This window comes from Pseudomonas lalkuanensis, from assembly GCF_008807375.1.
GTDB lineage: Bacteria > Pseudomonadota > Gammaproteobacteria > Pseudomonadales > Pseudomonadaceae > Metapseudomonas > Metapseudomonas lalkuanensis.
On the sequence record NZ_CP043311.1, the window covers coordinates 2,071,959 to 2,097,179 of the forward strand.

A 25,221-nucleotide genomic window follows, 5' to 3' on the forward strand; every position below is an offset into this window, starting at 1 on the left:
CAACCCGAACAAGGAGAACGGCATGCGACGCTGGAACGGCTGGGGCGATGAGGCGACGGTGGTGGAGCTGCCCGCCAATGGAGCGGTGTTCCTGGCCGAGCGCATCAGTGAAGGGCAGCCCTTGCCCGATGCCAGCCTGGAACAGGTGCTGGCGCGCGTGCCGGCTTCGCGGCTGGCCCCCCATCCGCTGATCACCCTGGATCCCGAGACCCGCGTGCGTCATGCCCGTGGCCAGAGCCTGCCGGATTGGCTGGCGATGCGTGAGGGTGACTTCGGGCTGTTCCCCGATGGCGTGGCCTTTCCGGAAACCCCGGAGCAGGTCCGCCAGTTGCTGGCCCTGGCCGTCGAACGCGACCTGGTGCTGATTCCCTATGGCGGTGGTACTTCGGTAGCCGGCCACATCAATCCCCAGGCTGGCGAGCGGCCGGTGGTGACCCTCTCCCTGGAGCGCATGAATCGTCTGCTGGAGCTGGACGAGGTGAGCCAGATCGCCACCTTCGGCCCTGGCGCCAGCGGCCCGCAGGTGGAAAGCCAGCTTCGTGCCCGTGGCTACACCCTCGGCCATTTCCCGCAGTCCTGGGAGCTGTCCACCCTTGGCGGATGGGTTGCGAGTCGTTCCAGCGGCCAGCAGTCCCTGCGCTACGGCCGCATCGAGCAGTTGTTTGCCGGCGGTACCCTGGAGACCTTCGCCGGCCCCATGGAGCTGCCCACCTTCCCGGCGTCGGCGGCGGGCCCTGACCTGCGCGAAATGGTGCTCGGCTCGGAAGGGCGATTCGGGGTGATCTCCGAAGTACGGGTGCGGGTCACCCGGCTGGCCGAGCAGGAGTCCTTCTACGCCGTCTTCCTGCCCAGCTGGAATCAGGCTCTGAAAGGGATCCGCAGCCTGGCCCAGGCGCGGGTGCCGCTGTCCATGCTGCGCCTGTCCAATGCCATCGAGACGGAAACCCAGCTGGCGCTGGCCGGCCATCCGGGGCAGATCGCCCTGCTGGAGAAGTACCTCGCCCTGCGTGGTGCCGGGGCCGGCAAGTGCATGCTGACCTTCGGCGTTACCGGCAGCCGCGGGCAGAACGCCGCTTCGCTGAAGCAGGCCCGTCGCCTGCTGAAGAGCTTCGGCGGCGTGTTCACCGGCACCCTGCTGGGCAAGAAGTGGGAACACAATCGCTTCCGCTTCCCCTATCTGCGCCACGCCCTGTGGAGTGCCGGCTATGTGGTGGACACGCTGGAAACTGCCACCGACTGGGTCAATGTCGACAGCCTGCTCAACAGGATCGAAGCCAGCCTGCGCAACGGACTGAAGGAGGAGGGCGAGCGGGTGCATGTGTTCACCCACCTGTCCCATGTCTACGGTGAGGGGTCGAGCATCTACACCACCTATGTCTACCGTCCGGGCGGCAGCTACGCGGAAGCGCTGGCGCGCTGGAGCAAGTTGAAACGCGCCGCCAGTGAAGAGATCGCGCAGAATCGCGGCACCATCAGCCACCAGCACGGCGTCGGCCGCGACCATGCGCCCTGGCTGCCGGTGGAGAAGGGGCCGCTGGGCATGGCCGCCCTGCGCAGCCTGGCGCAGCACTTCGACCCCGAGGGGCGCCTCGCTCCCGGCGTCCTCCTCGAGGGCTGAGCATGTACGCCTGGAACGCCGCTTGGCGTGCCGCTGCCCTGCCTGAACTGGCCGCTCAGGATTGGGACCTGATCGTCGTCGGTGGTGGCATCTGTGGTGCCGGCGTCCTTCGGGAAGCGGCTCGGCGAGGCTGGAAGTGCCTGCTGCTGGAACAGCGGGATTTTGCCTGGGGCACCTCCAGTCGCTCGTCGAAGATGGTTCATGGCGGCCTGCGCTACATCGCCAAGGGGCAGTTCGGGCTGACCCGCGCTTCGGTACGCGAACGCCAGCGCTTGCTGGCCGAAGCCCCCGGACTGGTGGACCCGCTGAGCTTCGTCATGCCCCATCGTGGCGGCTTTCCGGGGCCGCGAGTGTTCGGCAGCCTGCTGGCGGTCTATGACGCCCTGGCCGGACGACGCAACCACCTCTATTACCCGCTGCAGCAACTGCGCTATCTCGTTCCCGGCCTGGGCGAGGGCGGACTGCAGGGTGGCACCCGTTTCTTCGATGCGGTGACGGACGATTCCCGGCTCGTCATGCGGGTGCTGGGTGAAGCACGCGCCGAAGGCGGCGAGGCGCTGAACGGCATGCGCGTCGTGGATCTCAAGCGTGATCAGGGCCGGGTGAGCGGCCTGGAGGTCGAGGATCTGGAGAGCGGCCAGCGGTTCACCTTCCGTGCCCGCGCCGTGGCCCTGGCGACGGGGGCCTGGGCTGATCGCCTGCGCGCGGCCCAGGGAACCGAACATATCCGCCCGCTGCGCGGCAGTCACTTGCTGGTGCCGGGCTGGCGTCTGCCGCTGGCCCATGCCATCAGCTTCATGCATCCCGCCGATGGGCGGCCGGTGTTCGTGTTCCCCTGGGAGGGGGCGACGGTGATCGGTACCACCGACCTCGATCATGGGGAGGGTCTGGACCAGGACGCGCGCATCAGCGAGACCGAAGTGGACTATCTGTTGCAGGCCTGCGCGTTGCAGTTCCCGGCGGCGGCGATTGCACGCGCCGATGTGCTGTCCACCTTCGCCGGCGTGCGGCCGGTGGTGAGCAATGGCGATTCGCAGCTCAAGCCTTCGGATGAAAAACGTGAGCATGTCCTCTGGACCGAACCCGGCTGCGTGACCCTCGCGGGCGGCAAGCTGACCACCTTCCGCCTGTTGGCACTGGAAGTGCTGCATGCGTGCGCAGGTTTTGTCGGGCGCACCGTGGACGACGGCGATGGCCCGGTGTTCCCACCGGTTGCCGCCCCCGCGCTCCCGGCCCTGTCGCCTGCCCAGCACCTGCGGCTGGTCGGGCGTCATGGACGGGCGGTGGCGGAACTTGCGCGTTGGGTCGAGCGGCTGGGCAATGAACGCGTCGGCGCCACCGATACCCTCTGGGCCGAACTGGCCTGGGCGGCGGAAGGTGAGCTGGTGCTGCACCTGGATGACCTGATGTTGCGCCGGACCCGGCTCGGCCTGCTGCTGCCCGAAGGCGCACGTGGAGAGCTGCCCCGCGTTCGCGCCCTGTGCCAGCCGCTGCTGGGTTGGGATGATGCCCGCTGGGCGCGGGAAGAGTCCGATTACCTGGCGCTCTACCGACGCTGCTACAGCCTGCCCGAATAACAAGAACAAGGACGCATCGTGAGCGAAAAGAGCTATCTGCTGGCCATCGACAACGGCACCCAGAGCGTAAGGGCGCTGCTGTTCGACCTGGAAGGCAACCTGGTGGGCAAGGGCAAGGTGCCGCTGGAGGCCTACTATTCGAGCCAGCCCGGCTGGGCCGAACAGGACCCGGACTATTACTGGGACAGCCTGGGCGAAGCCTGCCGGCTGCTCTGGGAGTCGGTGAAGATCGACCGCAGCCTGATCCGTGGCGTGTCGCTGACCACCCAGCGTGGCACGGTGATCAATGTCGACGAACAGGGCAATCCGCTGCGCCCGGCCATCCTCTGGCTCGACCAGCGCCAGGCTGAAGTGCAGGGACGCATCAAGGGGCCCTGGGGCTGGCTGTTCAAGGCGATTGGCCTGGAAGGCACCGTGGACTATTTCCGCGCCCAGGCCGAAGCCAACTGGGTGGCGCAGAACCAGCCCGAGCTCTGGGCGCGGACCCACAAGGTGCTGCTGCTTTCGGGCTTCCTCAGCCATCGCCTGTGCGGCCGGTTCGTCGACTCGGTGGCATGCCAGGTGGCCTATCTGCCGTTCGACTACAAGCGCCTGCAATGGGCCGCGCCACGGGACTGGAAGTGGCAGTCGATGCCGGTGCGCCGCGAGCAGTTGCCGGAACTGTTCAAGCCTGGTGAGCGCCTGGGCAGCATCACCGCCGAAGCCAGCCGCCATACCGGTATTCCCGAGGGCTTGCCGCTGATCGCCGCGGGGGCCGACAAGGCCTGCGAAGTGATCGGCGCCGGTGGCGTTGAGCCGAGCACCGCCTGCCTGTCGTATGGCACTACGGCGACCATCAACACCACGCGCCGCAAGTACCTGGAAACCATCCCGCTGATCCCGCCCTATCCGGCCGCGATTCCCGATCACTTCAACACCGAGGTGATGATCTACCGCGGCTTCTGGATGGTCAGCTGGTTCAAGCAGGAATTCGGCCTGCGCGAGATGCAGAGGGCGAAGGAGCTGGATGTGGAGCCCGAGGCGCTGTTCGACGAGCTGGTCAATACTGTGCCACCCGGTTCCATGGGGCTGATGCTGCAGCCCTACTGGTCACCCGGCATTCGTGAGCCGGGCCTGGAGGCCAAGGGTTCGATCATAGGGTTCGGCGATGTGCACACCCGTGCGCACATCTATCGCGCGATCCTCGAAGGCCTGGCTTACGCCCTGCGCCAGGGCAAGGAACAGATCGAGAAACGCTCCGGTACGAGCATCACCCGCCTGCGGGTGTCGGGCGGCGGTTCCCAGAGCGATGCGGCCATGCAATTGACTGCCGACATTTTCGGCCTGCCGGCGGAGCGGCCCCATGTCTACGAGACGTCGGGCCTGGGAGCGGCCATCGATTGCGCGGTGGGGCTGGGGCTGCACCCGGACTTCCCCACCGCGATCCGCGCCATGACGCGGGTGGGGCGGGTGTTCCAGCCGGACCCGCAGGCGCGGCTCACCTACGAGCGGTTGTACCGGGAGGTCTACCAGGGGATGTACAAGCAGCTGCGCCCGCTGTACCGGAAGATCAGGGAAATCACCGGATACCCGGCATGATCGCCAGATGGAACGTGGAAACTTCTTGTGGGAGCGATTTCAATCGCGAATGAATTCGCTCCCACAGGGGAAAGCGCTTGATCAGGCCACATCCACCAGGACGATCTCGCTGTCCTCGCTGGCGCTGAAGCTGAGCACCTCCACATCACGCACCGCAACGCCGTCCCGGGCTTCGGCGGAGACGCCGTTCACATCGTATCGGCCCTTGGCGGCCACCAGGTAGGCCTTGCGGCCATTGTCCAGGCGGTACTCGGCCGTCTGGCCGGCTTTCAGGGTCGCGGCGACGAGTCGGGCGTTGGCGCGGATATGCAGGGCGTCGCTGCCTTCGTCGATGCCGCTGGCCAGGGTCACGAAGCTGCCGGCGCGCTCGCCTTTCGGGAACGGACGGGTGCCCCAAGACGGTTCTGCGCCGTACTCGGTGGGCATGATCCAGATCTGGAAGATCCTGGTGGTTTCGTCCTCCAGGTTGTATTCGCTGTGGGCGATACCGGTGCCCGCGCTCATCACCTGCACGTCGCCGGCTTCGGTGCGGCCCTTGTTGCCCAGGTTGTCCTGGTGGGTGATGGCACCTTCGCGGACGTAGGTGATGATTTCCATGTCCTGGTGCGGGTGTGGCGGGAAGCCGGAGTGGGGGGCGATTTCGTCGTCGTTCCACACGCGCAACTGGCCCCAGTTCATTCGCAGGTTGTCGTAGTAGCCGGCGAAGGAAAAGTGGTGGCGCGCGTTCAGCCAACCGTGGTTGGCACCACCCAGTTCGGCGAAGGGGCGTACTTCGATCATGTTCGGGTCTCCTGTCTGCTCGCGGAGGGGGTTCTCCGGGAGGAATGGGTGGCATGATCAATCATCATATAACTGCGTAAAAGCGCAATTTGTACGGCAAATAAATCGAATAAATAGATTGTTTGCCCTCCTTGAAATTGCCCGTGGCTCCGAGCCGGAGCGCTCAGGGTCCTATACTCCGGCCATTCCCGAGTGATGGAGGTGATCATGGTCGAGCGCAAGGCCTTGCTGATCCTGCACGGCAAGCAGGCGTCCAACGATGAGGTGCGAGCGGCTGTCCAGGCGCGCCGTGCTGCGGGCTGGGAGCTTGCGGTGCGGGTGACCTGGGAAGGTGGCGACGCCCGGCGGCTGGTGGAGGAAGCCCTGGCAGCGGGCTATCGGACGCTGATCGCCGGTGGTGGCGACGGCACCCTTCGCGATGTGGCCGAAGCCGTGGTCCAGGCGGGCAGTGACGCCAGCCTGGCGCTGCTGCCGCTGGGCACGGCGAACGACTTCGCGCGGGCAGCCGGCGTGCCGCTGGATCCGCAGGATGCCTTGGCGCTGCTGGACGTGGCGCCGCGCGCAATCGATCTGGGGGAGGCCGATGGGCATCTGTTCCTCAACATGGCAACCGGCGGGTTCGGCTCGAAGATCACCGCCAATACCCCGGAAGACCTGAAGAAGGTATTGGGCGGTGCGGCCTATTTCCTGACCGGGTTGAGCCGCTTCTCCGAGGTGCACTCGGCGTTCGGCCGCTTCCGTGGGCCGGACTTCAACTGGGAAGGGGAGTTTCTCGCCCTTGGTATCGGCAATGGACGCCAGGCGGGCGGCGGGCACCCCCTGTGCCCGCAGGCCACTGTGGACGACGGACTGCTGGACCTCTGCATCATTCCGGCACCGCAGGACGTGGTGGGCACGCTGGCCACGCTGCTGTCCGGCGGCATCCTGGGCCTGGAATCGGTTTCGGTCAGCGCACGCTTGCCCTGGGTGGACGTGGAAGCACCGGAAGGGCTGGACCTGAATCTCGATGGCGAGCCGCTGGAAAGCGTGCGCCTGCGCATCACCGCGCGGGCCGGGGCGCTGCGGGTGCATCTGCCGGCGCAGTCCCCATTGCTGCTCCGCGCTTAGCGTCGGCGAGCTGGCGTCATGGGATTGACTGTTGCATGATGGCGTAGTGCTATGTCTTCAGTTTTCCGGTGGCTTGCCGAAAAGCTGCGAGGCAGTCCTGCCCACCATCGCATTCGTAGCAGAGGAAGTTCCATGGCCGGCATTCTCGACACCGTCGATCAACGCACCCAACTCGTGGGTGAGAACCGGCTGGAAATCCTGATGTTCCGCCTGAGCGGCCGTCAGCTCTTCGCCATCAACGTGTTCAAGGTGCAGGAAGTCCTGCAGCTGCCGAAGATGACCCTGATTCCGCAGCGCCATCCGGTGGTGTGTGGCGTAGTCAACCTGCGCGGCCAGACCCTGCCGGTGATCGACCTGTCCCAGGCCATCGGCATGCGTCCGCTGGTGCCGGATGAGCGCAGCACCATCATCGTGACCGAGTACAACCGCTCGGTGCAGGCATTCCTGGTGGGCGGCGTGGACCGCATCCTCAACCTCAACTGGGAATCCATCATGCCGCCGCCCGGCAGTGCCGGCCGCCAGCACTACCTGACGGCCATCACCAAGGTGGACGAGCAGATCGTCGAGATCATCGACGTCGAAAAGGTCCTGGCCGAGATCGTGCCGATGAGTACGCGCGTTTCCGCGGACCGCCTGCACAACCCGCTGCTGCAGATGGCCATCGGGCGCGAGGTGCTGCTGGTGGACGACTCCAGCGTGGCGCTGACCCAGTTGCGCGAAACCCTGTCGCAGCTCGGCATGCGCATGCACGTGGCAGGTGACGGCCTGAAGGCGCTGAAAATGCTCAAGGCCTGGGCCGATAGTGGCGTGGACATGACCGAGAAACTGCTCATGATCTTCACCGATGCGGAAATGCCGGAGATGGACGGCTATCGCCTGACCACCGAGATCCGCAACGATCCGCGCCTGCGCGACCTCTACGTGGTGCTGCACACGTCGCTGTCCGGCAGCTTCAACGACGCCATGGTGAAAAAGGTCGGTTGCGACAACTTCCTCTCCAAGTTCCAGCCCGACAAGCTGGTGGACGTGGTGCTGGATCGCCTTCAGCGGGATCGATGAGCTTGAGCTGACAGGGGGCGGCTGCGTATAACGGGCACTTCGCTCAAACGCCGATCAGGAAGCTGGCCATGTTGCGTCTCTCGTCCCTCTATCGATTCCCCATGAAATCCGCCATTGGCGAACCCCTCCAGCAGGCGCGGCTCGATGGTTTGGGCCTGGCGGGAGATCGGCGCTGGATGCTGGTGGATGCAGACAATGGCCGATTCCTGACCCAGCGCGCCTTTTCCCAGATGTCCCAACTCTCGGCGCGCTGGAACGATGCCGGCGGCCTGACCTTGAGCGCCGCGGGCCTGCCCACCCTGGAGGTGCCGCTGCCAGATCCCGACACCCATCTGCGCGGCACCTTCGTCTGGGGCGCGCCGATGCATGTGCCGGACGCCGGCGACGAAGCGGCGGAATGGCTCAGTGGTTTCCTCGGCAAGGCGTGCCGCCTGGTCCATGTGCCGGATCACCGTGCACGGGACATTCCCGGCAGCCTGCTGCCCGAGGAGAAGGTGGGCTTTGCCGACGGCTATCCGCTGCTGCTGATCGGCCAGGCTTCGCTGGACGACCTCAGCAAGCGGGTAGGGCGGCCGCTGGAAATGCTGCGCTTCCGTCCGAACCTGGTGGTGGAGGGCAGCGAGGCCTATGCCGAGGACGGCTGGAAGCGCATCCGCATCGGCGGCATCGAGTTCAGCGTGGCCAAGGGCTGCAGCCGCTGCATCCTGACGACCATCGATCCGGCTACCGGCGAACGCAACGCTGACCGCGAGCCGCTGACCACGCTCAAGACCTACCGCGAGCGGGAAGGCGAGGTCTACTTCGGACAGAACCTGATCAACCGCAGCGCCGGCGTGCTGGAAGTGGGGATGGAGGTCGAGGTGCTGGAGTAGCGGACCGATGCGAGGCGTGCTGGTGGGCTGAAGCCGCCCTATGAGCTTCGCGGGGAGAGGCCAAATGAAAAAGGGCGCCAACTGGCGCCCTTTTCTGTTTCTTACTGATCGTCGAAATACCGCTCGTGCCAGTCCACCAGGGGTTGCGGCGCGTTCAGCTTGTGGCCGTAGATCACCGAGTAGGACAGAACGTTCTGCACGTACTGGCGGGTTTCGTCGAAGGGAATGGTTTCTACCCAGACGTCGAACGACAGGTGATTGGCGCCTTTCAGCCACTGGCGCACGCGGCCTGGGCCTGCGTTGTAGGCGGCCGAAGCGAGTACCCGGTTACCGTTGAACTGGCCGTGCACCTGGCTCAGGTAGGCTGCGCCGAGCTGGATGTTGACGCTGGGATTGAGAGCCTGGTTCGGCGAGGCCAGCGGAATGCCGAACTTGCGCGCGGTTTCCTTGGCGGTGCCTGGCATCAGTTGCATCAGGCCCATGGCGCCGACGCCGGAGCGCGCGTCGGTCATGAAGGCGCTTTCCTGGCGGGTAATGGCGAAGACCCAGCTCGAGTGCAGGCCGCGAATCTTGGCCTGCTGGGTCAGGGTCGAGCGGTGGGCCATGGGGAAGCGGATATCCAGGTCATCCCAGTACTGGGCCTGGCTGATGGTGCGAATGGCCGGGAAGTACCACTGCAGGTCGTAGGCGATCTTGGCCTGGGCGACCAGTTCGTTGCGGTCGAACAGACGGCTGACGTGGTACCACTCGCGACGGCCGTTGACGATCTCGCCACGGTCGTGGAATTCCAGCGCACGGCGGATGCCCGCAGTGTTGCGCACCTTTTGCATGACCTTCGGGTCGATGGCCAGTGGCTTGTTGTTCAGCTGGTAGGGCGCCTGGATGCGGTCGGCGGCAAGGAAGCCGTAGAAATCACGCTCACGGGCGACCGGCTGGTAGAGGGGAATCGGCTGCTGGCTCTCCGGCTGGGCCAACTGCAGGCTGCGCGCCTGCCAGTAACGCCAGCGGTTGGTCTTGGCCAGGTCTTCGGGCATCTGCCGGGTCAACTGGTAGGCGTCGTCCCAGCGGCCGAGGCGCAGCAGCAGGCGTGCGCGCCATTCGCTGACGGTGTTGTCGCGCAGCTCGGGATCGTATTTGGTCATGATCGTGAGGGCGCGGGAATCGAAGCGCTTGGCCAGGGTCAGGCCGATTTCGCGGGCGATGGCGACCTTTTCTTCCTTGGAGAAGGGCAGTCGAGCGGCATACACGTCCAGCAGGCTCAGCGCCTTTTCCGGGTCCTGGCGGGCCAGCCGGCGCAGGCCGAGGCCCGCGGCGTCAGCCATGTGGCGGTCGGCGGGCGCAAAGCGGGCGGTCTGGCTCAGCAGCTGGGGCTTTTGCGCCACTTCCACCATGAGGTTGCCCTGGGTGCCCAGGCGCGGCATGGTTTTTACCAGGTGCTTGGCCAGGCCGTAATTGCGCGCTTCGGCGGCCAGCTTGGCACGCTTCCAGCGCAGCTCCTCAGTCAGTTGGCCTTCGGCGCTCCACATGCCGAACAGCACGTCACAGGCGTCGGGCTGGGACTTGCCCACCAGCCAGAGCTTCTTGGCAGTGGCATAGCCTTCCTTCTTCATCCCGTGCTTGAGCTGATACTGGCCGAACAGGCAGTCCAGCTCGGTGAAGTTGAGCTTGGGGTCGTAGTAGTTGATGAAGGTCTGCCATTCGCCGCGTTCGGCCAACCAGCGCAGCCAGCGTAATTTCATCCAGCCGGCCTGGGGCAGGTCGCCATGCTCGGCGAGGAATTTCTCGATCTCTTCGTTGCTTGCCCATTTCAGACGGGCGGTCAGCTCGTCGTACGCCAGGTAGGGTTCCAGTGGGTAGTCGCGCAGGGCATTGGCATAGCGCTGGTAGGGGCCGGAATCGCCCTTGGCGAGAGCGCGTTTGGCCTCGTCGTACATCAGGCGTTGCTGGGCGAGAGGGGCCGAGGAGGCCTCGGTGGCATGCAGGCCGACCGTGGAAAGGAACAAGCAGGAAAACAGGTTGAGCAGACGGCTGCGCATGACACTTCCGGGGCAGATAAATCATTGTGAATGCCCGCTTTGGGGCATCGAATAGCGCCTAGCTTAGCCTTTAGGCAGGGGCGGTTAAAGCATTGCGCCAGCAGGGGAAACCGGCGGTAAAAATTGCCCGAGAGACGGTGCGGCAAGTCGGGTAGAATGCGCGCCCTGATCCTGGAGGCCCCGCAATGACACTGCTCAAGTTCACCGACGTATCCCTTGCCTACGGCGCCATGCCGCTGCTGGATAAGGTGTCCTGGCAGATCGCCCGGGGCGAGCGTGTGTGCATCATCGGCCGCAACGGTACCGGCAAGTCCAGCCTTCTGCGCCTGGTCAAGGGCGACCAGTTCGCCGATGACGGCGAGATCTGGAAGGCGCCGGCGCTGAAGATCGGCGAACTGCCGCAGGAGCTGCCGCTCGCTGATGATCGCACCGTATTCGATGTGGTAGCCGAAGGGCTGGCGGATGTCGGCAAGCTGCTGGCCGAGTACCACCACCTTAGCCTGCATATCAACGATGAGAATGACCTGACGCGCCTGGCGCGGGTCCAGCAGGATCTCGAGGCGCGCGACGGCTGGCGCTTGCAACAGCTGGTGGACAGCACCTTGAGCCGTCTGCAGCTGCCGGCGGACAAGACCCTGGCCGAGCTTTCCGGCGGTTGGCGCCGGCGTGTCCTGCTGGCCCAGGCCCTGGTGGCCGAGCCCGACCTGCTGCTGCTCGACGAGCCCACCAACCATCTGGACATCGGCGCCATCGCCTGGCTGGAAGAAGCCCTGCTGGGCTTCAGCGGCGCGGTACTGTTCATCACCCACGACCGTTCCTTCCTGCAGAACCTGGCCACCCGCATCCTCGAACTGGACCGCGGCCACCTGATCGACTGGAACGGCGACTACGCCAGTTTCCTCGTGCACAAGGAACAGCAGCTGGCGGCGGAAGAAGTGGCCAATGCCCTGTTCGATAAGCGCCTGGCCCAGGAAGAAGTCTGGATTCGCCAGGGCATCAAGGCCCGTCGTACCCGCAACGAAGGCCGGGTACGTGCACTCAAGGCGATGCGTGTCGAGCGTTCCGAGCGTCGTGAGCGCCAGGGCAAGGCGACGATCCAGTTGGAAGCCGCGGAGAAATCGGGCAAGCAGGTGATCGTGGCGGAGAACGTCAGCTTTGCCCATCCGGGCGGTGAACCGCTGATCCGCGATTTCAACCTGGTGTTGCAGCGCTCCGACCGTATCGGCCTGCTGGGTGCCAACGGAACCGGCAAGACCACGCTGCTCAAGCTGTTGCTGGGCGATCTACAGCCCACCAGCGGCAGCATCGAGATCGGTACTCGCCTGGAAGTGGCGTATTTCGACCAGTTGCGTCACCAGTTGGATCTGGAAAAAACCGTCATCGATAACCTCTCCGAGGGTCGTGATTTCATCACCATCGACGGCCAGAGCCGCCATGTGCTGAGCTATCTGGGTGACTTCCTGTTCAGTCCGCAGCGCGCCCGCACGCCGGTGAAGGCGTTGTCCGGTGGTGAGCGGGCACGACTGTTGCTCGCCAAGTTGTTCAGCAAGCCCGCCAACCTGCTGGTGCTGGACGAACCGACCAACGACCTGGACGTGGAAACCCTCGAACTGCTCGAAGAAGTACTGCTGAACTTCCCCGGTACCGTCCTGATGGTCAGCCACGACCGGGCCTTCCTCGATAACGTGGTCACCAGCACGCTGGTGTTCGAAGGGCAGGGCCGCGTTCGCGAATACGTCGGTGGCTACCAGGACTGGCTGCGCCAGGGCGGCTCACCGCGTCTTCTCGGTGTGGGTGAAACCCGTGAGGCCAAGGTCGAAACTCCCAAGTCTGCCGAGCCCGCTCCTGTCGTGGTTGAGGCACCCAGGAAAAAGCTGAGCTACAAGTTGCAACGTGAGCTTGAGGCCATTCCCGGGCAGATCGAGGCCCTGGAGGCGGAGCAGGCGAAGGTGCAGACGGAGATTTCCGATCCGGCCTTCTATCAGCGCCCTGCGGAACAGACCCGCATGGTGCTGGAGCGCCTGGATGATTTGCAGAAGGAACTGGACCGCCTGATCGAGCGTTGGGCGGAGCTGGAAGACAGTTGAGGAAGTGAGCCGGAGCGCCCATGGCCATCGAATACCGTATCAACCTGGATGATCTGCACGAGTTCAGCTACCGCATCGAGCTGGAGCGTGCATACGACGCGGAGCGTGCGAGCGCCGCGCCGAAGTGGACTCGCCTGGAACACCAGCAGTGCAGCAACTGCCCGCTCAGCAAGGATGCCTACAGCCACTGCCCGGCCGCAGTTGACCTGCACCGTGTGATCGAGGACTTCCAGGGGCTGCCGGCCTTCAAGAAGGTTCAGGTCCTGGTGCGTACGCCGGATCGTGAATACGCCAAGGTGGTGGGGCTGGAAGAGGGGCTGCGGGCCCTGCTGGGGGTGATCATGGCCACCAGCGCCTGCCCGGTGCTGGGAAAGCTCAAGCCGATGGCGCAGCAGCATCTGCCGTTCGCCAGCAATCAGGAGTTCATCCTCAGGGCGGTTTCGCTCTACCTGGCCCGGCAGTACTTCAATTTCCGCGAGGGGCGCCATGCGGACTGGGAGCTGAAGGGGCTGGTGCGGTTGTTCCAGCAATTGCAGCTGGTGAACCAGGCCTTCTGGCAGCGCATCCACGATACCTGCGAAGGTGATTCCAACCTCAAGGCCTTCCTAACCTTCTTCTCCATGGCTTCCAGCATGACCTACTCGCTGGAAACCCAGTTGCAGAAGATCCGGCCCCTGGTGATGAGCGCGGGCGAAGGCTTCGATTGAAGCCCGCGCCCGGCGATTCGCTTCTATTTATTCAGGTTTCTTCAGGCGCACTGCCAGCACGTCGCAAGGTGCGCCGTGGAGAACGTCATTGGCAGTGGAACCGAGCAGCAGGGCGAGGCCGTGGCGGCCATGGCTGCCGACCACGATCAGGTCGCAGCCCTGTTCCTCGGCGAGGCGATGGATTTCCTGCCGGGGCTGGCCGTAGGCCAGGTGGCGCTGATCGGCAGTGAGTTCGGAGTAGCTGCCGGCGAAGGTCTGCAGGCGCTCGCGGGCCTGTTCGAACTGCTGTTGCTGGAGCATGGAAAGGTCCATGGGTACATCGCCGCCGAAGGCCATGGCCATCGGTTCGACTATGTGCACCAGCGACAGCTTGGCCTTGCTGGCCTGAGCCAGTGCCTGGGCACGACGCACCACCGGATGGCACTCATCGGTAAGGTCGACGGCGACCAGAATGTGCTGGTAGGGCATGGGGTGACTCCTCCTTAAGATTTCACATGTTCACAAGTATGGCTGTCCGGAACGTTTAACACAGGCTTTTGCGCGGAGATAACCTTTATGACCTTCTGGATTGTCATGTTGCTCCTTCTGGCGGTGCTCAGTCCCCTGGTCTGGCTGGTGCCTTCGAAGGGGCAGCGAGGCCGCATGGAGCTGCGCATGCAGGCGCGGCGAATGGGGCTGGCCATGCAGCTGTCACGGCAGGAGTGGCCACACTGGCTGGTCCAGGAACCGCCGCATTCCTGCGCCCAATACCACCGACCGCGCCTGCGCGGGCGTGAGGCCTGGTGCTACTGGCAAAGCGAGCCCGGCAAGTGGCTGAACCAGTGGCGTGAGCCTTGCCAGGACGCGGCGGTGCTGACCCATCTGGCTAGCTTGCCGAAGGATGTCTACAAGGTGGAAGCCAGTGCGCAGATGGTCGCCCTCTACTGGGGCGAGCGGGGCACGGCGGAAGACCTGCAGCGCATTGCCGACGCGTTGAAGTCGCTGGCCTGAAGGGTGGGCGCGGCGCTGTCGCAGCCGCGCCAGGTATTGGCGGTTCAGCTCTGGGCAGCCGAGTAGCGCGCGGAGACGTCCTCCAGGCCGTCGATGATACGGTCCGAGTACTTGTTGATGAGGAACGGAACGCTGTTCTCGTTGTAGTTCTTCAGTGATTTCTCGATGTAGCGCCATTTGGTGCTGATGCCATCCAGCGCCTGGCGGATTTCCGGGGTGTTCTGCGGCGCCTGTTCGAGGCTGGCCAACTGGTTGGCGAATTCGCCGGCCAGTTCATCGATGGCCTTGCCGCCGTTGCCCCCCATGAAGCTGCCGCCGATGGATGCGCTGCGCGATGCGTAGTCCACGGCGATGGTCTGCATCAGCAGGCTCTGGTCGCGGCTGCGCTGGGTCAGGGGTGGGACCTGGGTCGCGCCTTCCTGCTGGATCTTGGCGTAGAGCTCGTTGGAGAGGTCCATCAGGCGCTTGTTGCGAGCGGTCAGGTCGGCTACCGGCTGCAGGTCGGTAAAGCCCTGTTGCTTGAGCGCGGTGACCAGGCCGGACAGTTCGCTGTTGTAGCTCTGCCATTCCTGCGTCAGTTGGGTCCGCAGGACTTTCGACGCTTCACCGGGCATTTCGCCCAGTTCTTTCAGGCGGGCATCCGCTTGCTGCACCGACTCATCGATCAGGCGCGCGTAGCGCTGGTCACCCTCCATGCCGTTGTACATATAGAAGTCGCCGAGACTGCGTTGAGCTGCGAGGCGCATCTGGTGCAGCTTGAGGAGGCTGTCCGCCGGGAAAGCCTGGGTGGAGGCGAAAGTGGGAAGAGTGAGCAGGGTACCCAGCAGAATGGCAAGCAGGCGGCTCGTCATGGGTGCTTCTCCGTGGGCCATTGGCCTTGATTGTTGTTGTTCTGGCGCTCGAATCCTGACGGTTCGAGTGGCACGACTGTACTCGTGGAACAGGCAATTTGCCAGCGGCCTGCCGAGGGCTTTTACGCCAATCAACGGCGATCATGATAGGTCGAGATCATTCGCGTGAATTTTTACCGCCGCTCTCGCCCCGATGGGGTGCGAGGCTATTGGCAGAGCGTTTTGAACGTGGCTGGCCGGTCACGTTGCGAGATTGACAAGCGCTGACTTTTCCCTGAATCTGCGCTCACCCGAATCAAACGGGCGTATGAATCAAGCGTTTGTCTTGTATGACGATTCTAGCCATACAGCCCGAATATCGTATCGGCGGGTGTGCCCCACCGTTCGGGACTATGCTCCGGCAGCGCCGGGAGGCGAGTCCGCCGGTTGGCTCCGATGCGTACAGTCCAGTTTCCCAAACCGTGGAGATCAGTTGATGATTTACGAAGGTAAAGCCATCACGGTTAAGGCTCTTGAGGGCGGTATCGTCGAACTGAAATTCGACCTCAAGGGTGAGTCCGTCAACAAGTTCAACCGTCTCACCCTGAATGAACTGCGTGATGCAGTCGCAGCCATCAAGGCCGATGCTTCGGTCAAAGGCGTGATCGTCAGCAGCGGTAAGGACGTCTTCATCGTCGGCGCCGATATCACCGAATTCGTCGACAACTTCCAGCTGCCCGACGAAGAACTGGTTGCCGGCAACCTCGAAGCCAACAAGATCTTCAGCGCCTTCGAAGACCTCGAAGTCCCCACCGTTGCCGCTATCAACGGCATCGCCCTGGGTGGCGGCCTGGAAATGTGCCTGGCAGCCGACTACCGCGTGATGAGCACCACCGCCAAGATCGGTCTGCCGGAAGTCAAGCTGGGCATCTACCCGGGCTTCGGCGGCACCGTGCGCCTGCCGCGCATCATCGGTACCGATAACGCCATCGAATGGATTGCCTCCGGCAAAGAGAACCGTGCTGAGGACGCCCTGAAAGTCGGTGCCGTCGACGCAGTTGTCGCTCCCGCTCTGCTGCAGGCCGGCGCACTGGACCTGGTCAAGCGCGCCATCTCCGGCGAGCTGGACTTCAAGGCCAAGCGCCAGCCCAAGCTGGAAAAGCTCAAGCTCAACGCCATCGAGCAGATGATGGCCTTCGAGACCGCCAAGGGCTTCGTCGCTGGCCAGGCCGGCCCGAACTACCCGGCCCCGGTAGAAGCCATCAAGACCATCCAGAAAGCCGCGAACTTCGGTCGTGACAAGGCTCTGGAAGTCGAAGCTGCCGGTTTCGTGAAGCTGGCCAAGACTTCGGTTGCCACCAGCCTGATCGGCCTGTTCCTGAATGACCAGGAACTGAAGAAAAAGGGCAAGCAGTACGACGAAGCTGCCAAGGAAGTGAAACTGGCTGCCGTGCTCGGCGCTGGCATCATGGGTGGCGGCATCGCCTACCAGTCTGCTTCCAAGGGCACTCCGATCCTGATGAAGGATATCCGCGAAGAGGGTATCCAGATGGGTCTGCAGGAAGCTTCCAAGCTGCTCGGCAAACGCGTCGAGAAGGGCCGCATGAAGCCCGAGAAGATGGCTGAAGCCCTGAACGCGATCCGTCCGACCATGTCCTACGGCGATTTCGGCAACGTCGACATCGTTGTTGAAGCCGTGGTCGAGAACCCGAAGGTCAAGCACGCCGTGCTGGCCGAAGTGGAAGGCCACGTTCGCGAAGACGCGATCCTCGCCTCCAACACCTCCACCATCTCCATCAGCTACCTGGCCCAGGCCCTGAAGCGTCCGGAGAACTTCGTCGGCATGCACTTCTTCAACCCGGTGCACATGATGCCACTGGTGGAAGTGATCCGTGGCGAGAAGTCCAGCGAAGTGGCTGTTGCCACCACCGTTGCCTACGCCAAGAAGATGGGCAAGAACCCGATCGTGGTCAACGACTGCCCCGGCTTCCTGGTGAACCGCGTGCTGTTCCCGTACTTCGGCGGTTTCGCCAAGCTGCTGGAGCTGGGCGTCGACTTCGTCCGCATCGACAAGATCATGGAGAAATTCGGCTGGCCCATGGGTCCGGCCTACCTGTCCGACGTGGTCGGCATCGACACTGGCCACCACGGCCGCGATGTAATGGCCGAAGGCTTCCCGGATCGCATGGCTGTCGAAGGCAAGACTGCCGTCGACGTGATGTACGACGCCAACCGCCTGGGCCAGAAGAACGGCAAGGGCTTCTACGCCTACGAAATGGACAAGCGCGGCAAGCCGAAGAAGGTCTCCGACCCGGTCGCCTACGAAGTGCTGAAGCCGATCGTCAAGGAACAGCGTGAGCTGACCGACGAAGACATCATCAACTTCATGATGATCCCGCTGTGCCTGGAAACCGTACGCTGCCTGGAAGATGGCATCGTATCGACCGCTGCCGAGGCCGACATGGGCCTGATCTACGGCATCGGCTTCCCGCCCTTCCGCGGTGGTGCGCTGCGTTACATCGACAGCATCGGCGTGGCCGAATTCGTGGCCATCGCTGACAAGTACGCTGACCTGGGCGCGCTGTACCACCCGACCGCCAAGCTTCGCGAAATGGCCAAGAACGGCCAGAAGTTTTTCGGCTAATTGAGCGAGAGTGAAGAATATGAGCCTGAATCCTAGAGATGCAGTCATTGTCGACTTCGGCCGCACCCCGATGGGTCGCTCCAAGGGTGGCATGCACCGCAACACCCGTGCCGAAGACATGTCGGCACACCTGATCAGCAAGCTGCTGGAGCGCAACACCAAGGTCGATCCGGCGGAAGTCGAGGATGTGATCTGGGGCTGCGTTAACCAGACCCTGGAGCAGGGCTGGAACATCGCGCGCATGGCGTCGCTGATGACCCAGATCCCGCACACCAGCGCCGGCCAGACCGTCAGCCGTCTGTGCGGTTCCTCCATGAGCGCCCTGCACACTGCTGTGCAGGCCATCCAGACCGGCAACGGCGACGTGTTCGTGGTGGGCGGCGTGGAGCATATGGGCCACGTTGGCATGATGCACGGCGTCGACCCGAACCCGCACATGTCCCTGTATGCCGCCAAGGCGTCCGGCATGATGGGCCTGACCGCCGAGATGCTTGGCAAGATGCATGGCATCAGCCGTGAAGCCCAGGACCAGTTCGGTCTGCGTTCGCACCAGTTGGCCCACAAGGCGACCGTCGAAGGCAAGTTCAAGGATGAAATCATCCCGATGCAGGGCTACGACGAGAATGGGTTCCTGAAAGTGTTCGACTTCGACGAAACCATTCGTCCGGAGACGACGCTGGAAAGCCTGGCCAACCTCAAGCCGGCGTTCAACCCGAAAGGCGGCACCGTGACTGCGGGCACTTCCTCGCAGATCACCGATGGCGCTTCCTGCATGATCGTGATGAGCGCTCAGCGCGCCCAGGATCTGGGCATCCAGCCGATGGCCGTTGTTCGTGCCATGGCGGTTGCCGGTGTCGACCCGGCGATCATGGGTTACGGTCCGGTGCCGTCCACCCAGAAGGCGCTCAAGCGTGCTGGCCTGACCATGGACGACATCGACTTCGTCGAGCTCAACGAAGCCTTCGCCGCCCAGGCCCTGCCGGTGCTGAAGGACCTCAAACTCCTCGACAAGATGGAGCAGAAGGTCAACCTGCACGGCGGCGCCATCGCCCTGGGTCACCCGTTCGGCTGCTCTGGTGCCCGTATCTCCGGCACCTTGCTGAACGTGATGAAGCAGAATGGCGGTACCTTCGGCGTGTCCACCATGTGCGTAGGCCTCGGCCAGGGCATCACCACCATCTTCGAGCGCGTGTGAGTCTTCTCGACGCGCAAGATGGATGAAGAAACCGGGGCCCTGTGCCCCGGTTTTTGCTTTCATGTGGAGATACTTCGCAGGAATTTTCATGCAAGGGCTGGCTTCAAGCCGAATCACACGGCACCATGCGCAACCTTTGCGGGATAGCCTGCATTCATCACTGTGAGGCAATCATGCGCCTGCAACCGGGTCTCTATCGTCACTACAAGGGTCAGCAATACCGGGTCATCGGCATTGCGCGGCATTCCGAGACGGAGGAGGAACTGGTGGTCTACCAGGCCCTCTACGGCGAATACGGCCTTTGGGTGCGACCACTCAGCATGTTCACCGAAACGGTTCAGGTGGACGGCGAGCAGATTGCGCGCTTCGCTCTGGTGAGTGCCGAGCCGGACCCGTTCCCGCAGCCCTGAGGGGCTTGGGGCAGCCAGGGGCGCGCTTGACCGCGCCGCGCTGGCCACTATATATAGCGGTGCCGCGACAGGCGGCTCCCGCCTTTTAAATTTTTCATTCAGGAACACACCGATCCATGGGCAAATCGCTGGTCATCGTGGAATCCCCGGCCAAGGCCAAGACCATCAACAAGTACCTGGGCAACCAGTACGTGGTGAAGTCGAGCATCGGCCACATCCGTGACCTTCCCACCAGCGGTTCGACCAGTGCCGCCAAGGAACCGGCCAAGCGCGGCAAGACCGCCGGCGAAGCGCCGGCCCTGTCCGCCAAGGAAAAGGCCAAGCGCCAGCTGGTTGCGCGCATGGGCGTCGATCCCGATCACGGCTGGAAGGCGAAGTACGAGATCCTTCCCGGCAAGGAAAAGGTGATCGAGGAACTGCGCCGTCTGGCCAAGGATGCCGACACCATCTATCTCGCAACCGACTTGGACCGCGAAGGGGAGGCCATCGCCTGGCACCTGCGGGAATCCATCGGTGGCGATGACAGTCGCTACAAGCGCGTGGTGTTCAACGAAATCACCAAGAAGGCCATCCAGGAAGCCTTCTCCCAACCCGGCGATCTCGACATCAACCGCGTCAACGCCCAGCAAGCTCGCCGTTTCCTCGACCGCGTGGTGGGTTACATGGTCTCGCCGCTACTCTGGCAGAAGATCGCCCGTGGCCTGTCCGCTGGCCGTGTGCAGTCGGTGGCGGTGAAACTGGTGGTTGAGCGCGAGCGCGAAATCCGTGCTTTCGTACCCGAAGAGTATTGGGAAGTGCATGCCGACCTCGGCACTGCCAAGGGCGCCAAAGTTCGTTTCGAAGTGGCGCGTGAGAACGGTGAGGCCTTCAAGCCGCTGAACGAAGCCCAGGCCATGGCCGCCCTGGAGAAGCTCAAGGCTTCCAGCTACACCGTTGCCAAGCGTGAGGACAAGCCGACCTCCAGTCGTCCGTCCGCGCCCTTCATTACCTCCACCCTGCAGCAGGCCGCGAGCAACCGCCTGGGCTTCGGGGTGAAGAAGACCATGATGATGGCCCAGCGCCTCTATGAGGCCGGCTACATCACCTATATGCGTACCGACTCGACCAACCTTTCCGCCGACGCCATTGCCATGGTGCGTGGTTTCATCGAGGGCGAGTTCGGTCAGAAATACCTGCCGTCCAAGGCGAACGTCTACTCCAGCAAGGAAGGCGCCCAGGAGGCCCACGAGGCGATCCGTCCCTCCGACGTCAACCTGCGGCCGAACCAGCTGTCTGGCATGGAACGTGATGCCGAGCGTCTGTACGACCTGATCTGGCGCCAGTTCGTGGCGTGCCAGATGCCGCCGGCCGAGTATCTGTCTACCAGTGTCAGCGTCACCGCCAGCAAGTTCGAGCTGCGCGCCAAGGGCCGCATTCTCAAGTTCGACGGTTACACCCGCGTACTGCCGCAGCAGAGCAAGCCGGGCGAGGACGATGTCCTGCCAGAAATGAGCGAGGGCGAACTGCTCGAACTGCTCAAGCTCGAGCCCAGCCAGCACTTCACCAAGCCGCCGGCGCGCTACTCCGAAGCCAGCCTGGTCAAGGAACTGGAAAAACGTGGCATCGGCCGTCCGTCCACTTACGCGGCGATCATCTCCACCATTCAGGAGCGCGGCTACGTCACCGTGCACAACCGTCGTTTCTACGCGGAGAAGATGGGCGACATCGTTACCGAGCGCCTGAACGAAAGCTTCGCCAACCTGATGGACTACGGCTTCACCGCCGGCATGGAAGAGCATCTGGACGACGTCGCACAGGGCGAGCGCGACTGGAAGCACCTGCTGGACGAGTTCTATGGCGACTTCAGGAAGAAGTTGGAGCTGGCCGAAGGCACCGACAAGGGCATGCGCGCCAATCAGCCTACGCTGACCGATATTCCCTGTCGCGAGTGCGGTCGTCCGATGATGATCCGTACCGCCTCGACCGGCGTGTTCCTCGGTTGCTCGGGCTACAGCCTGCCGCCGAAGGAGCGCTGCAAGGCCACCATCAACCTCGTGCCGGGCGACGAAATCGCCGCGGACGACGAGGGTGAATCGGAGTCCCGCGTTTTGCGGGGCAAGCATCGCTGCCCGATCTGCGCGACTGCTATGGATGCTTATCTGCTGGATGAAACCCGCAAACTGCATATCTGCGGCAACAACCCGGATTGCTCGGGTTACGAGATCGAGCAGGGCCAGTACCGCATCAAGGGCTACGAAGGTCCGAGCCTGGAGTGCGACAAGTGCGGTAGCGAGATGCAGCTCAAGACAGGGCGCTTCGGCAAGTTCTTCGGCTGCACCAACGCCAGTTGCAAGAACACCCGCAAGCTGCTGAAGAGCGGCGAGGCTGCGCCGCCGAAGATCGATCCGATTCGCATGCCGGAACTGAAGTGCGAGAAGGTCGACGATATCTATGTGCTGCGCGATGGCGCTTCCGGCCTGTTCCTGGCTGCCAGCCAGTTCCCGAAGAACCGAGAAACCCGTGCACCGCTGGTACAGGAACTGATCCCGCACAAGGATGAGCTGGACGCGAAGTATCACTACCTGCTCGACGCGCCGAAGAAGGACCCCGAGGGACGTCCGGCGGTAATTCGCTTCAGTCGCAAGACAAAGGAGCAGTACGTGCAGACCGAGGTGGACGGCAAGCCCACCGGCTGGCGTGCCTTCTTCGATGGCGGCAAGTGGAAGGTCGAAGACAAGCGCTGACCGACTGCAGCGCGCCCGGCACCGGGCGCGCATATACTGCCGGAATCACCTGTGGAGGGCGCCGTCATGGCCCACGAGCTTTATACCCGCACCAACCAGAAGATCTTCTTCGCAGGCCTGTCGCTGGAATCCTGGCGCAAGGCGGAGGAGGGCAGGGCGATGAACGCCCAGGCGCTGGTGCAATCCGAGCGGGAAGCATCGCTCTTCCACCTCTACGGTGCATTGCTTGGCCTGTGTCATGAAATCGCTGGTTACTACCGTCTTCCGGAAGCCAACGCTCCGCGTGTCGAATTACTGCTGACGCAAGAAGTGCTGGCTGCTGCCCCCAGCCCTGAGCTGGCCGAGCTGGTGGAACTGGCCCAGCAGCGGGAAACCTGGTTGGCCGAGCTCCTTGCCGCCTATTTCGCGTTGTTCCAGCCGCCCCAGGCGCCCAGGCAGGCCAAGGTCGATCCGACCTTGCCGCTGATCACTGCGGTCAGTGTGGAAAAGGAAGAGGCGCCGCTGTCGCGGGAGTGCCTTGAGTCGTGGAGACAGAATCTGAAATCCCTCGCCTTGCGCTTCCGGGAAACGCTCAGCGAATGCTGATTTGATCGACGGGCTAGGGCGTGCTGGCGGCTCGCTGGTACAATGGCCGCTTTCGTGGAGATCTGAACCTATGCCAACGTCCTTTCTGGAAATAGTCGAACTGCCTGACGGGCGCATCATCCTGCGCCGGGCCGAGGACGAGGAAGCATTGGTGACGCTGGATTTCTCCGCTGATGCCAAGGCGTTCCTGCAGGGGCACCATCTGGAAGTCGCCAAGGCCATGCTGAACGTTGGCGTTCAGATGGCTGGCCGTCTGGCGGAAGGTGATATGGACCATCATGAAGGTCCGCGCGTCCTGCATTGATCTCTGGAGCCGGATCTTCCGCTGATTCGGTTACCGTCTGATGTCACAGGGCCCAGGTCTTCCCTGGCCCCGTCGCTTAATCAACCCAACAGGATGTTCAGGCTCTGTGCGCCGCCTTTGCGCGCGGCTTGGGCCAGTTGTTGCTTGGCTTTCTGGCCGAGCTGCAGCCAGCTGACGACGGTGTGGCTGCGGCCCAGTCGCAGGGCCTCGCAAGCCAGTTCCAGGGCACTTTGCTCACCGCGAGGTTGCAGGATCAGGATACGTTCCCGATTGAGTCCGGAGTCGCGCAGCCAGTCGCGGGTCAGGCCGGCGGGGGCGCCGATCAGCGTCAGCCAGCGCGCGTCCTGTTCCTCGCTCAGTTCCCGCAATACCGAGGCCAGGAGGTTCCGGCAGTGCCCGGTGGCGCCGCGCAGGGACAGTTCGCTGAACGCTTCCGGCTCTTCCGGGCGCGGATCTTCGACCACTTCGGTCAGCATCGGTACCACGGGATTGGCCAGGATGGCATCGTGGAACAGGGGAAGCTGGGACCGACCAAGCGACTGCGGGAACTGCATAAGGCCTCCTTTAGCGGCGGATCACGCCGACACTCAAACCTTCGATCACCAGATCCTGTTCATCCAGGTTCACTTCGATGGGGGCGAACTCGGGGTTCTCGGCAATCAGCCAGACCTTGTCGCCTTCACGCTTGAAGCGCTTTACGGTGACTTCTTCGCCCAGACGGGCAACGACCACTTGTCCGTTACGGGCTTCGCGGGTGCTGTGTACGGCCAGCAGATCGCCGTCGTAGATACCGATATCTTTCATCGACATGCCGCGAACACGCAGCAGGTAGTCGGCGCGGGGATGGAAGAAGTCGGGGTTGATACGGCAGGATTCTTCGATGTTCTGCTGGGCCAGAATCGGCGCGCCGGCGGCGACTCGGCCGATCACCGGAAGGCCATCGACTTCATTGTTGCCGGGTTCGAATCCGGGGATGCGAATGCCGCGAGAGGCGCCTGGCGTCATCTCGATCGCGCCTTTGCGGGCCAGGGCCTTGAGGTGTTCTTCGGCGGCATTGGGGGACTTGAAGCCGAGTTCCTGGGCAATTTCCGCGCGGGTCGGAGGGAAGCCATTGTCTTCAAGGCAGCGCTTGATGAATGCGAGAATCTCGGCTTGGCGGGGCGTCAGTTTCAGCATGGTGGCGCTCTGTCTTTTTATACAGTGACTGGAATTATATACAGTGATCCAGCCTTGGCAACGCTTCTTTTTTGAGGAGGGAAAGTAGAAGGGGCGACCGATGGTCGGGAAAATCCGCTGGCCCGGTGAGTGACCATGGCGTCAGATAATGGTGAGCACGGCTTGACAAGCTGGCGGGCTGAAACGTATGTTTCAAACAAGTGTTTGTCAGGCGGAGGAGCCATGGCCCAGTCGGAAACCGTAGAACGCATTCTGGATGCTGCGGAACAGCTGTTCGCGGAAAAAGGCTTCGCCGAGACCTCGTTGCGCCTGATCACCAGTAAGGCCGGGGTCAACCTGGCGGCTGTGAACTATCACTTCGGCTCGAAGAAGGCGCTGATCCAGGCGGTCTTCTCGCGCTTCCTCGGTCCATTCTGCCAGAGCCTTGAACGAGAGCTGGACCGCCGCCAATCCAAGGCGGAGAGCAAGGCCAGCCTCGAAGAGCTACTGGAAATGCTCGTCGAGCAGGCCCTCGCGGTAAAGCCCCGTAGCGGTAATGACCTGTCGATCTTCATGCGTTTGCTCGGACTCGCATTCAGTCAGAGCCAGGGCCACCTGCGCAAGTACCTCGAAGAGGTTTACGGCAAGGTTTTCCGCCGCTACATGCTGCTGGTGAACGAATCCGCACCCAAGGTGCCGCCGCTTGAGCTCTTCTGGCGCGTGCATTTCATGCTCGGCGCCGCGGCGTTCAGCATGTCGGGTATCAAGGCGCTGCGCGCAATGGCGGAAAACGACTTTGGCGTGAACACCTCCATCGAGCAGGTGATGCGATTGATGGTTCCGTTCCTGGCAGCCGGCATGCGTGCTGAAACCGGAGTGACTGACGATGCGTTGGCCAGTGCGGTGCTCAAGCCGCGCATCAAGGCGCCGGCAGCACCCGCCAAGGCTTAAATCCACTTGGGCG

The 25,221-nt window shown here is 63.4% G+C and carries 22 protein-coding genes; 16 read left to right on the top strand and 6 right to left on the bottom strand.

The genetic code is table 11. From position 1 onward, the window contains the following. Positions 1–22: 22 nt before the first annotated feature. From FXN65_RS09745 to FXN65_RS09755, 3 genes are read left to right on the top strand one after another with little or no spacing between them, the layout of a single operon-like run. Positions 23–1,618 carry an FAD-binding oxidoreductase gene (locus tag FXN65_RS09745; protein ID WP_151132989.1) on the top strand — a complete coding sequence of 532 codons (1,596 nt, stop codon included), beginning with the start codon at positions 23–25 and terminating at the stop codon, positions 1,616–1,618. A gap of 2 nt (positions 1,619–1,620) precedes the next feature. After that, positions 1,621–3,195, top strand: coding sequence for a glycerol-3-phosphate dehydrogenase/oxidase (locus FXN65_RS09750; protein WP_151132991.1), 1,575 nt, complete (start codon positions 1,621–1,623; stop codon positions 3,193–3,195). A gap of 18 nt (positions 3,196–3,213) precedes the next feature. Continuing rightward, positions 3,214–4,773 carry an FGGY-family carbohydrate kinase gene (locus FXN65_RS09755; RefSeq protein WP_151132993.1) on the top strand — a complete coding sequence of 520 codons (1,560 nt, stop codon included), beginning with the start codon at positions 3,214–3,216 and terminating at the stop codon, positions 4,771–4,773. Positions 4,774–4,854: 81 nt separating this feature from the next. Here the strand turns inward: FXN65_RS09755 and FXN65_RS09760 are convergent, their stop codons facing one another. Beyond that, positions 4,855–5,553: a pirin family protein gene (locus FXN65_RS09760; protein WP_151132995.1), complete on the bottom strand. Its 699-nt coding sequence runs from the start codon at positions 5,551–5,553 to the stop codon at positions 4,855–4,857. A 207-nt stretch (positions 5,554–5,760) separates the two neighbouring features. Here FXN65_RS09760 and yegS point away from each other — a divergent pair, with 207 nt between their 5' ends. The 3 genes from yegS to FXN65_RS09775 all read left to right on the top strand — a co-directional run bounded on the left by yegS (position 5,761) and on the right by FXN65_RS09775 (position 8,591). Continuing rightward, positions 5,761–6,660: a lipid kinase YegS gene (yegS, locus tag FXN65_RS09765; protein WP_151132997.1), complete on the top strand. Its 900-nt coding sequence runs from the start codon at positions 5,761–5,763 to the stop codon at positions 6,658–6,660. Between the two features lie 132 nt (positions 6,661–6,792). Continuing rightward, positions 6,793–7,719, top strand: coding sequence for a chemotaxis protein CheV (locus tag FXN65_RS09770; RefSeq protein ID WP_151133000.1), 927 nt, complete (start codon positions 6,793–6,795; stop codon positions 7,717–7,719). 68 nt (positions 7,720–7,787) lie between these two features. Next, a complete protein-coding gene (locus tag FXN65_RS09775; RefSeq protein WP_151133002.1) occupies positions 7,788–8,591 on the top strand; it encodes an MOSC domain-containing protein in 804 nt (267 codons plus the stop codon). Positions 8,592–8,692: 101 nt separating this feature from the next. Here FXN65_RS09775 and FXN65_RS09780 read toward each other — a convergent pair whose 3' ends face one another. After that, positions 8,693–10,627, bottom strand: coding sequence for a transglycosylase SLT domain-containing protein (locus FXN65_RS09780; protein WP_151133003.1), 1,935 nt, complete (start codon positions 10,625–10,627; stop codon positions 8,693–8,695). Positions 10,628–10,812: 185 nt separating this feature from the next. Between FXN65_RS09780 and FXN65_RS09785 the strand changes: the two genes are divergently transcribed. Together FXN65_RS09785 and FXN65_RS09790 are read left to right on the top strand one after the other, a co-directional pair. After that, positions 10,813–12,714 carry an ATP-binding cassette domain-containing protein gene (locus FXN65_RS09785; protein ID WP_151133004.1) on the top strand — a complete coding sequence of 634 codons (1,902 nt, stop codon included), beginning with the start codon at positions 10,813–10,815 and terminating at the stop codon, positions 12,712–12,714. A gap of 20 nt (positions 12,715–12,734) precedes the next feature. Beyond that, positions 12,735–13,421 (top strand): DUF6901 family protein, encoded by a 687-nt coding sequence (locus tag FXN65_RS09790; protein WP_151133005.1) that lies wholly within the window; start codon positions 12,735–12,737, stop codon positions 13,419–13,421. A 27-nt stretch (positions 13,422–13,448) separates the two neighbouring features. Here the strand turns inward: FXN65_RS09790 and FXN65_RS09795 are convergent, their stop codons facing one another. Further along, positions 13,449–13,889 (bottom strand): universal stress protein, encoded by a 441-nt coding sequence (locus FXN65_RS09795; RefSeq protein WP_151133006.1) that lies wholly within the window; start codon positions 13,887–13,889, stop codon positions 13,449–13,451. A gap of 87 nt (positions 13,890–13,976) precedes the next feature. On the opposite strand from FXN65_RS09795, the gene FXN65_RS09800 reads away from it, so the two are divergent. Then, positions 13,977–14,411, top strand: coding sequence for a hypothetical protein (locus tag FXN65_RS09800; RefSeq protein WP_151133007.1), 435 nt, complete (start codon positions 13,977–13,979; stop codon positions 14,409–14,411). Between the two features lie 44 nt (positions 14,412–14,455). Here FXN65_RS09800 and FXN65_RS09805 read toward each other — a convergent pair whose 3' ends face one another. Further along, positions 14,456–15,262 (bottom strand): hypothetical protein, encoded by an 807-nt coding sequence (locus FXN65_RS09805; protein WP_151133008.1) that lies wholly within the window; start codon positions 15,260–15,262, stop codon positions 14,456–14,458. A 475-nt stretch (positions 15,263–15,737) separates the two neighbouring features. Here FXN65_RS09805 and fadB point away from each other — a divergent pair, with 475 nt between their 5' ends. The 6 genes from fadB to FXN65_RS09835 all read left to right on the top strand — a co-directional run bounded on the left by fadB (position 15,738) and on the right by FXN65_RS09835 (position 23,102). Further along, on the top strand, positions 15,738–17,885 hold the full coding sequence (gene fadB / locus FXN65_RS09810; RefSeq protein WP_151133009.1) for a fatty acid oxidation complex subunit alpha FadB: 2,148 nt from the start codon (positions 15,738–15,740) through the stop codon (positions 17,883–17,885). A 19-nt stretch (positions 17,886–17,904) separates the two neighbouring features. Beyond that, positions 17,905–19,080, top strand: coding sequence for an acetyl-CoA C-acyltransferase FadA (gene fadA, locus FXN65_RS09815; RefSeq protein WP_151133010.1), 1,176 nt, complete (start codon positions 17,905–17,907; stop codon positions 19,078–19,080). Positions 19,081–19,253: 173 nt separating this feature from the next. Continuing rightward, positions 19,254–19,490, top strand: coding sequence for a DUF1653 domain-containing protein (locus FXN65_RS09820; RefSeq protein WP_178119295.1), 237 nt, complete (start codon positions 19,254–19,256; stop codon positions 19,488–19,490). A 116-nt stretch (positions 19,491–19,606) separates the two neighbouring features. Continuing rightward, a complete protein-coding gene (gene topA, locus FXN65_RS09825) occupies positions 19,607–22,213 on the top strand; it encodes a type I DNA topoisomerase (RefSeq protein WP_151133011.1) in 2,607 nt (868 codons plus the stop codon). A gap of 66 nt (positions 22,214–22,279) precedes the next feature. Then, positions 22,280–22,798: a DUF6586 family protein gene (locus FXN65_RS09830; protein WP_151133012.1), complete on the top strand. Its 519-nt coding sequence runs from the start codon at positions 22,280–22,282 to the stop codon at positions 22,796–22,798. Between the two features lie 70 nt (positions 22,799–22,868). Next, complete coding sequence (locus FXN65_RS09835; protein WP_151133013.1) at positions 22,869–23,102, top strand: hypothetical protein; 234 nt, start codon at positions 22,869–22,871, stop codon at positions 23,100–23,102. An 80-nt stretch (positions 23,103–23,182) separates the two neighbouring features. Here the strand turns inward: FXN65_RS09835 and sulA are convergent, their stop codons facing one another. Beyond that, positions 23,183–23,656 (bottom strand): SOS-induced cell division inhibitor SulA, encoded by a 474-nt coding sequence (gene sulA / locus FXN65_RS09840; protein ID WP_151133014.1) that lies wholly within the window; start codon positions 23,654–23,656, stop codon positions 23,183–23,185. Positions 23,657–23,666: 10 nt separating this feature from the next. Beyond that, positions 23,667–24,278 carry a transcriptional repressor LexA gene (lexA, locus tag FXN65_RS09845; RefSeq protein ID WP_151133015.1) on the bottom strand — a complete coding sequence of 204 codons (612 nt, stop codon included), beginning with the start codon at positions 24,276–24,278 and terminating at the stop codon, positions 23,667–23,669. 222 nt (positions 24,279–24,500) lie between these two features. Here lexA and FXN65_RS09850 point away from each other — a divergent pair, with 222 nt between their 5' ends. Continuing rightward, positions 24,501–25,208: a TetR/AcrR family transcriptional regulator gene (locus FXN65_RS09850; protein ID WP_151138725.1), complete on the top strand. Its 708-nt coding sequence runs from the start codon at positions 24,501–24,503 to the stop codon at positions 25,206–25,208. Positions 25,209–25,221 lie beyond the last annotated feature (13 nt).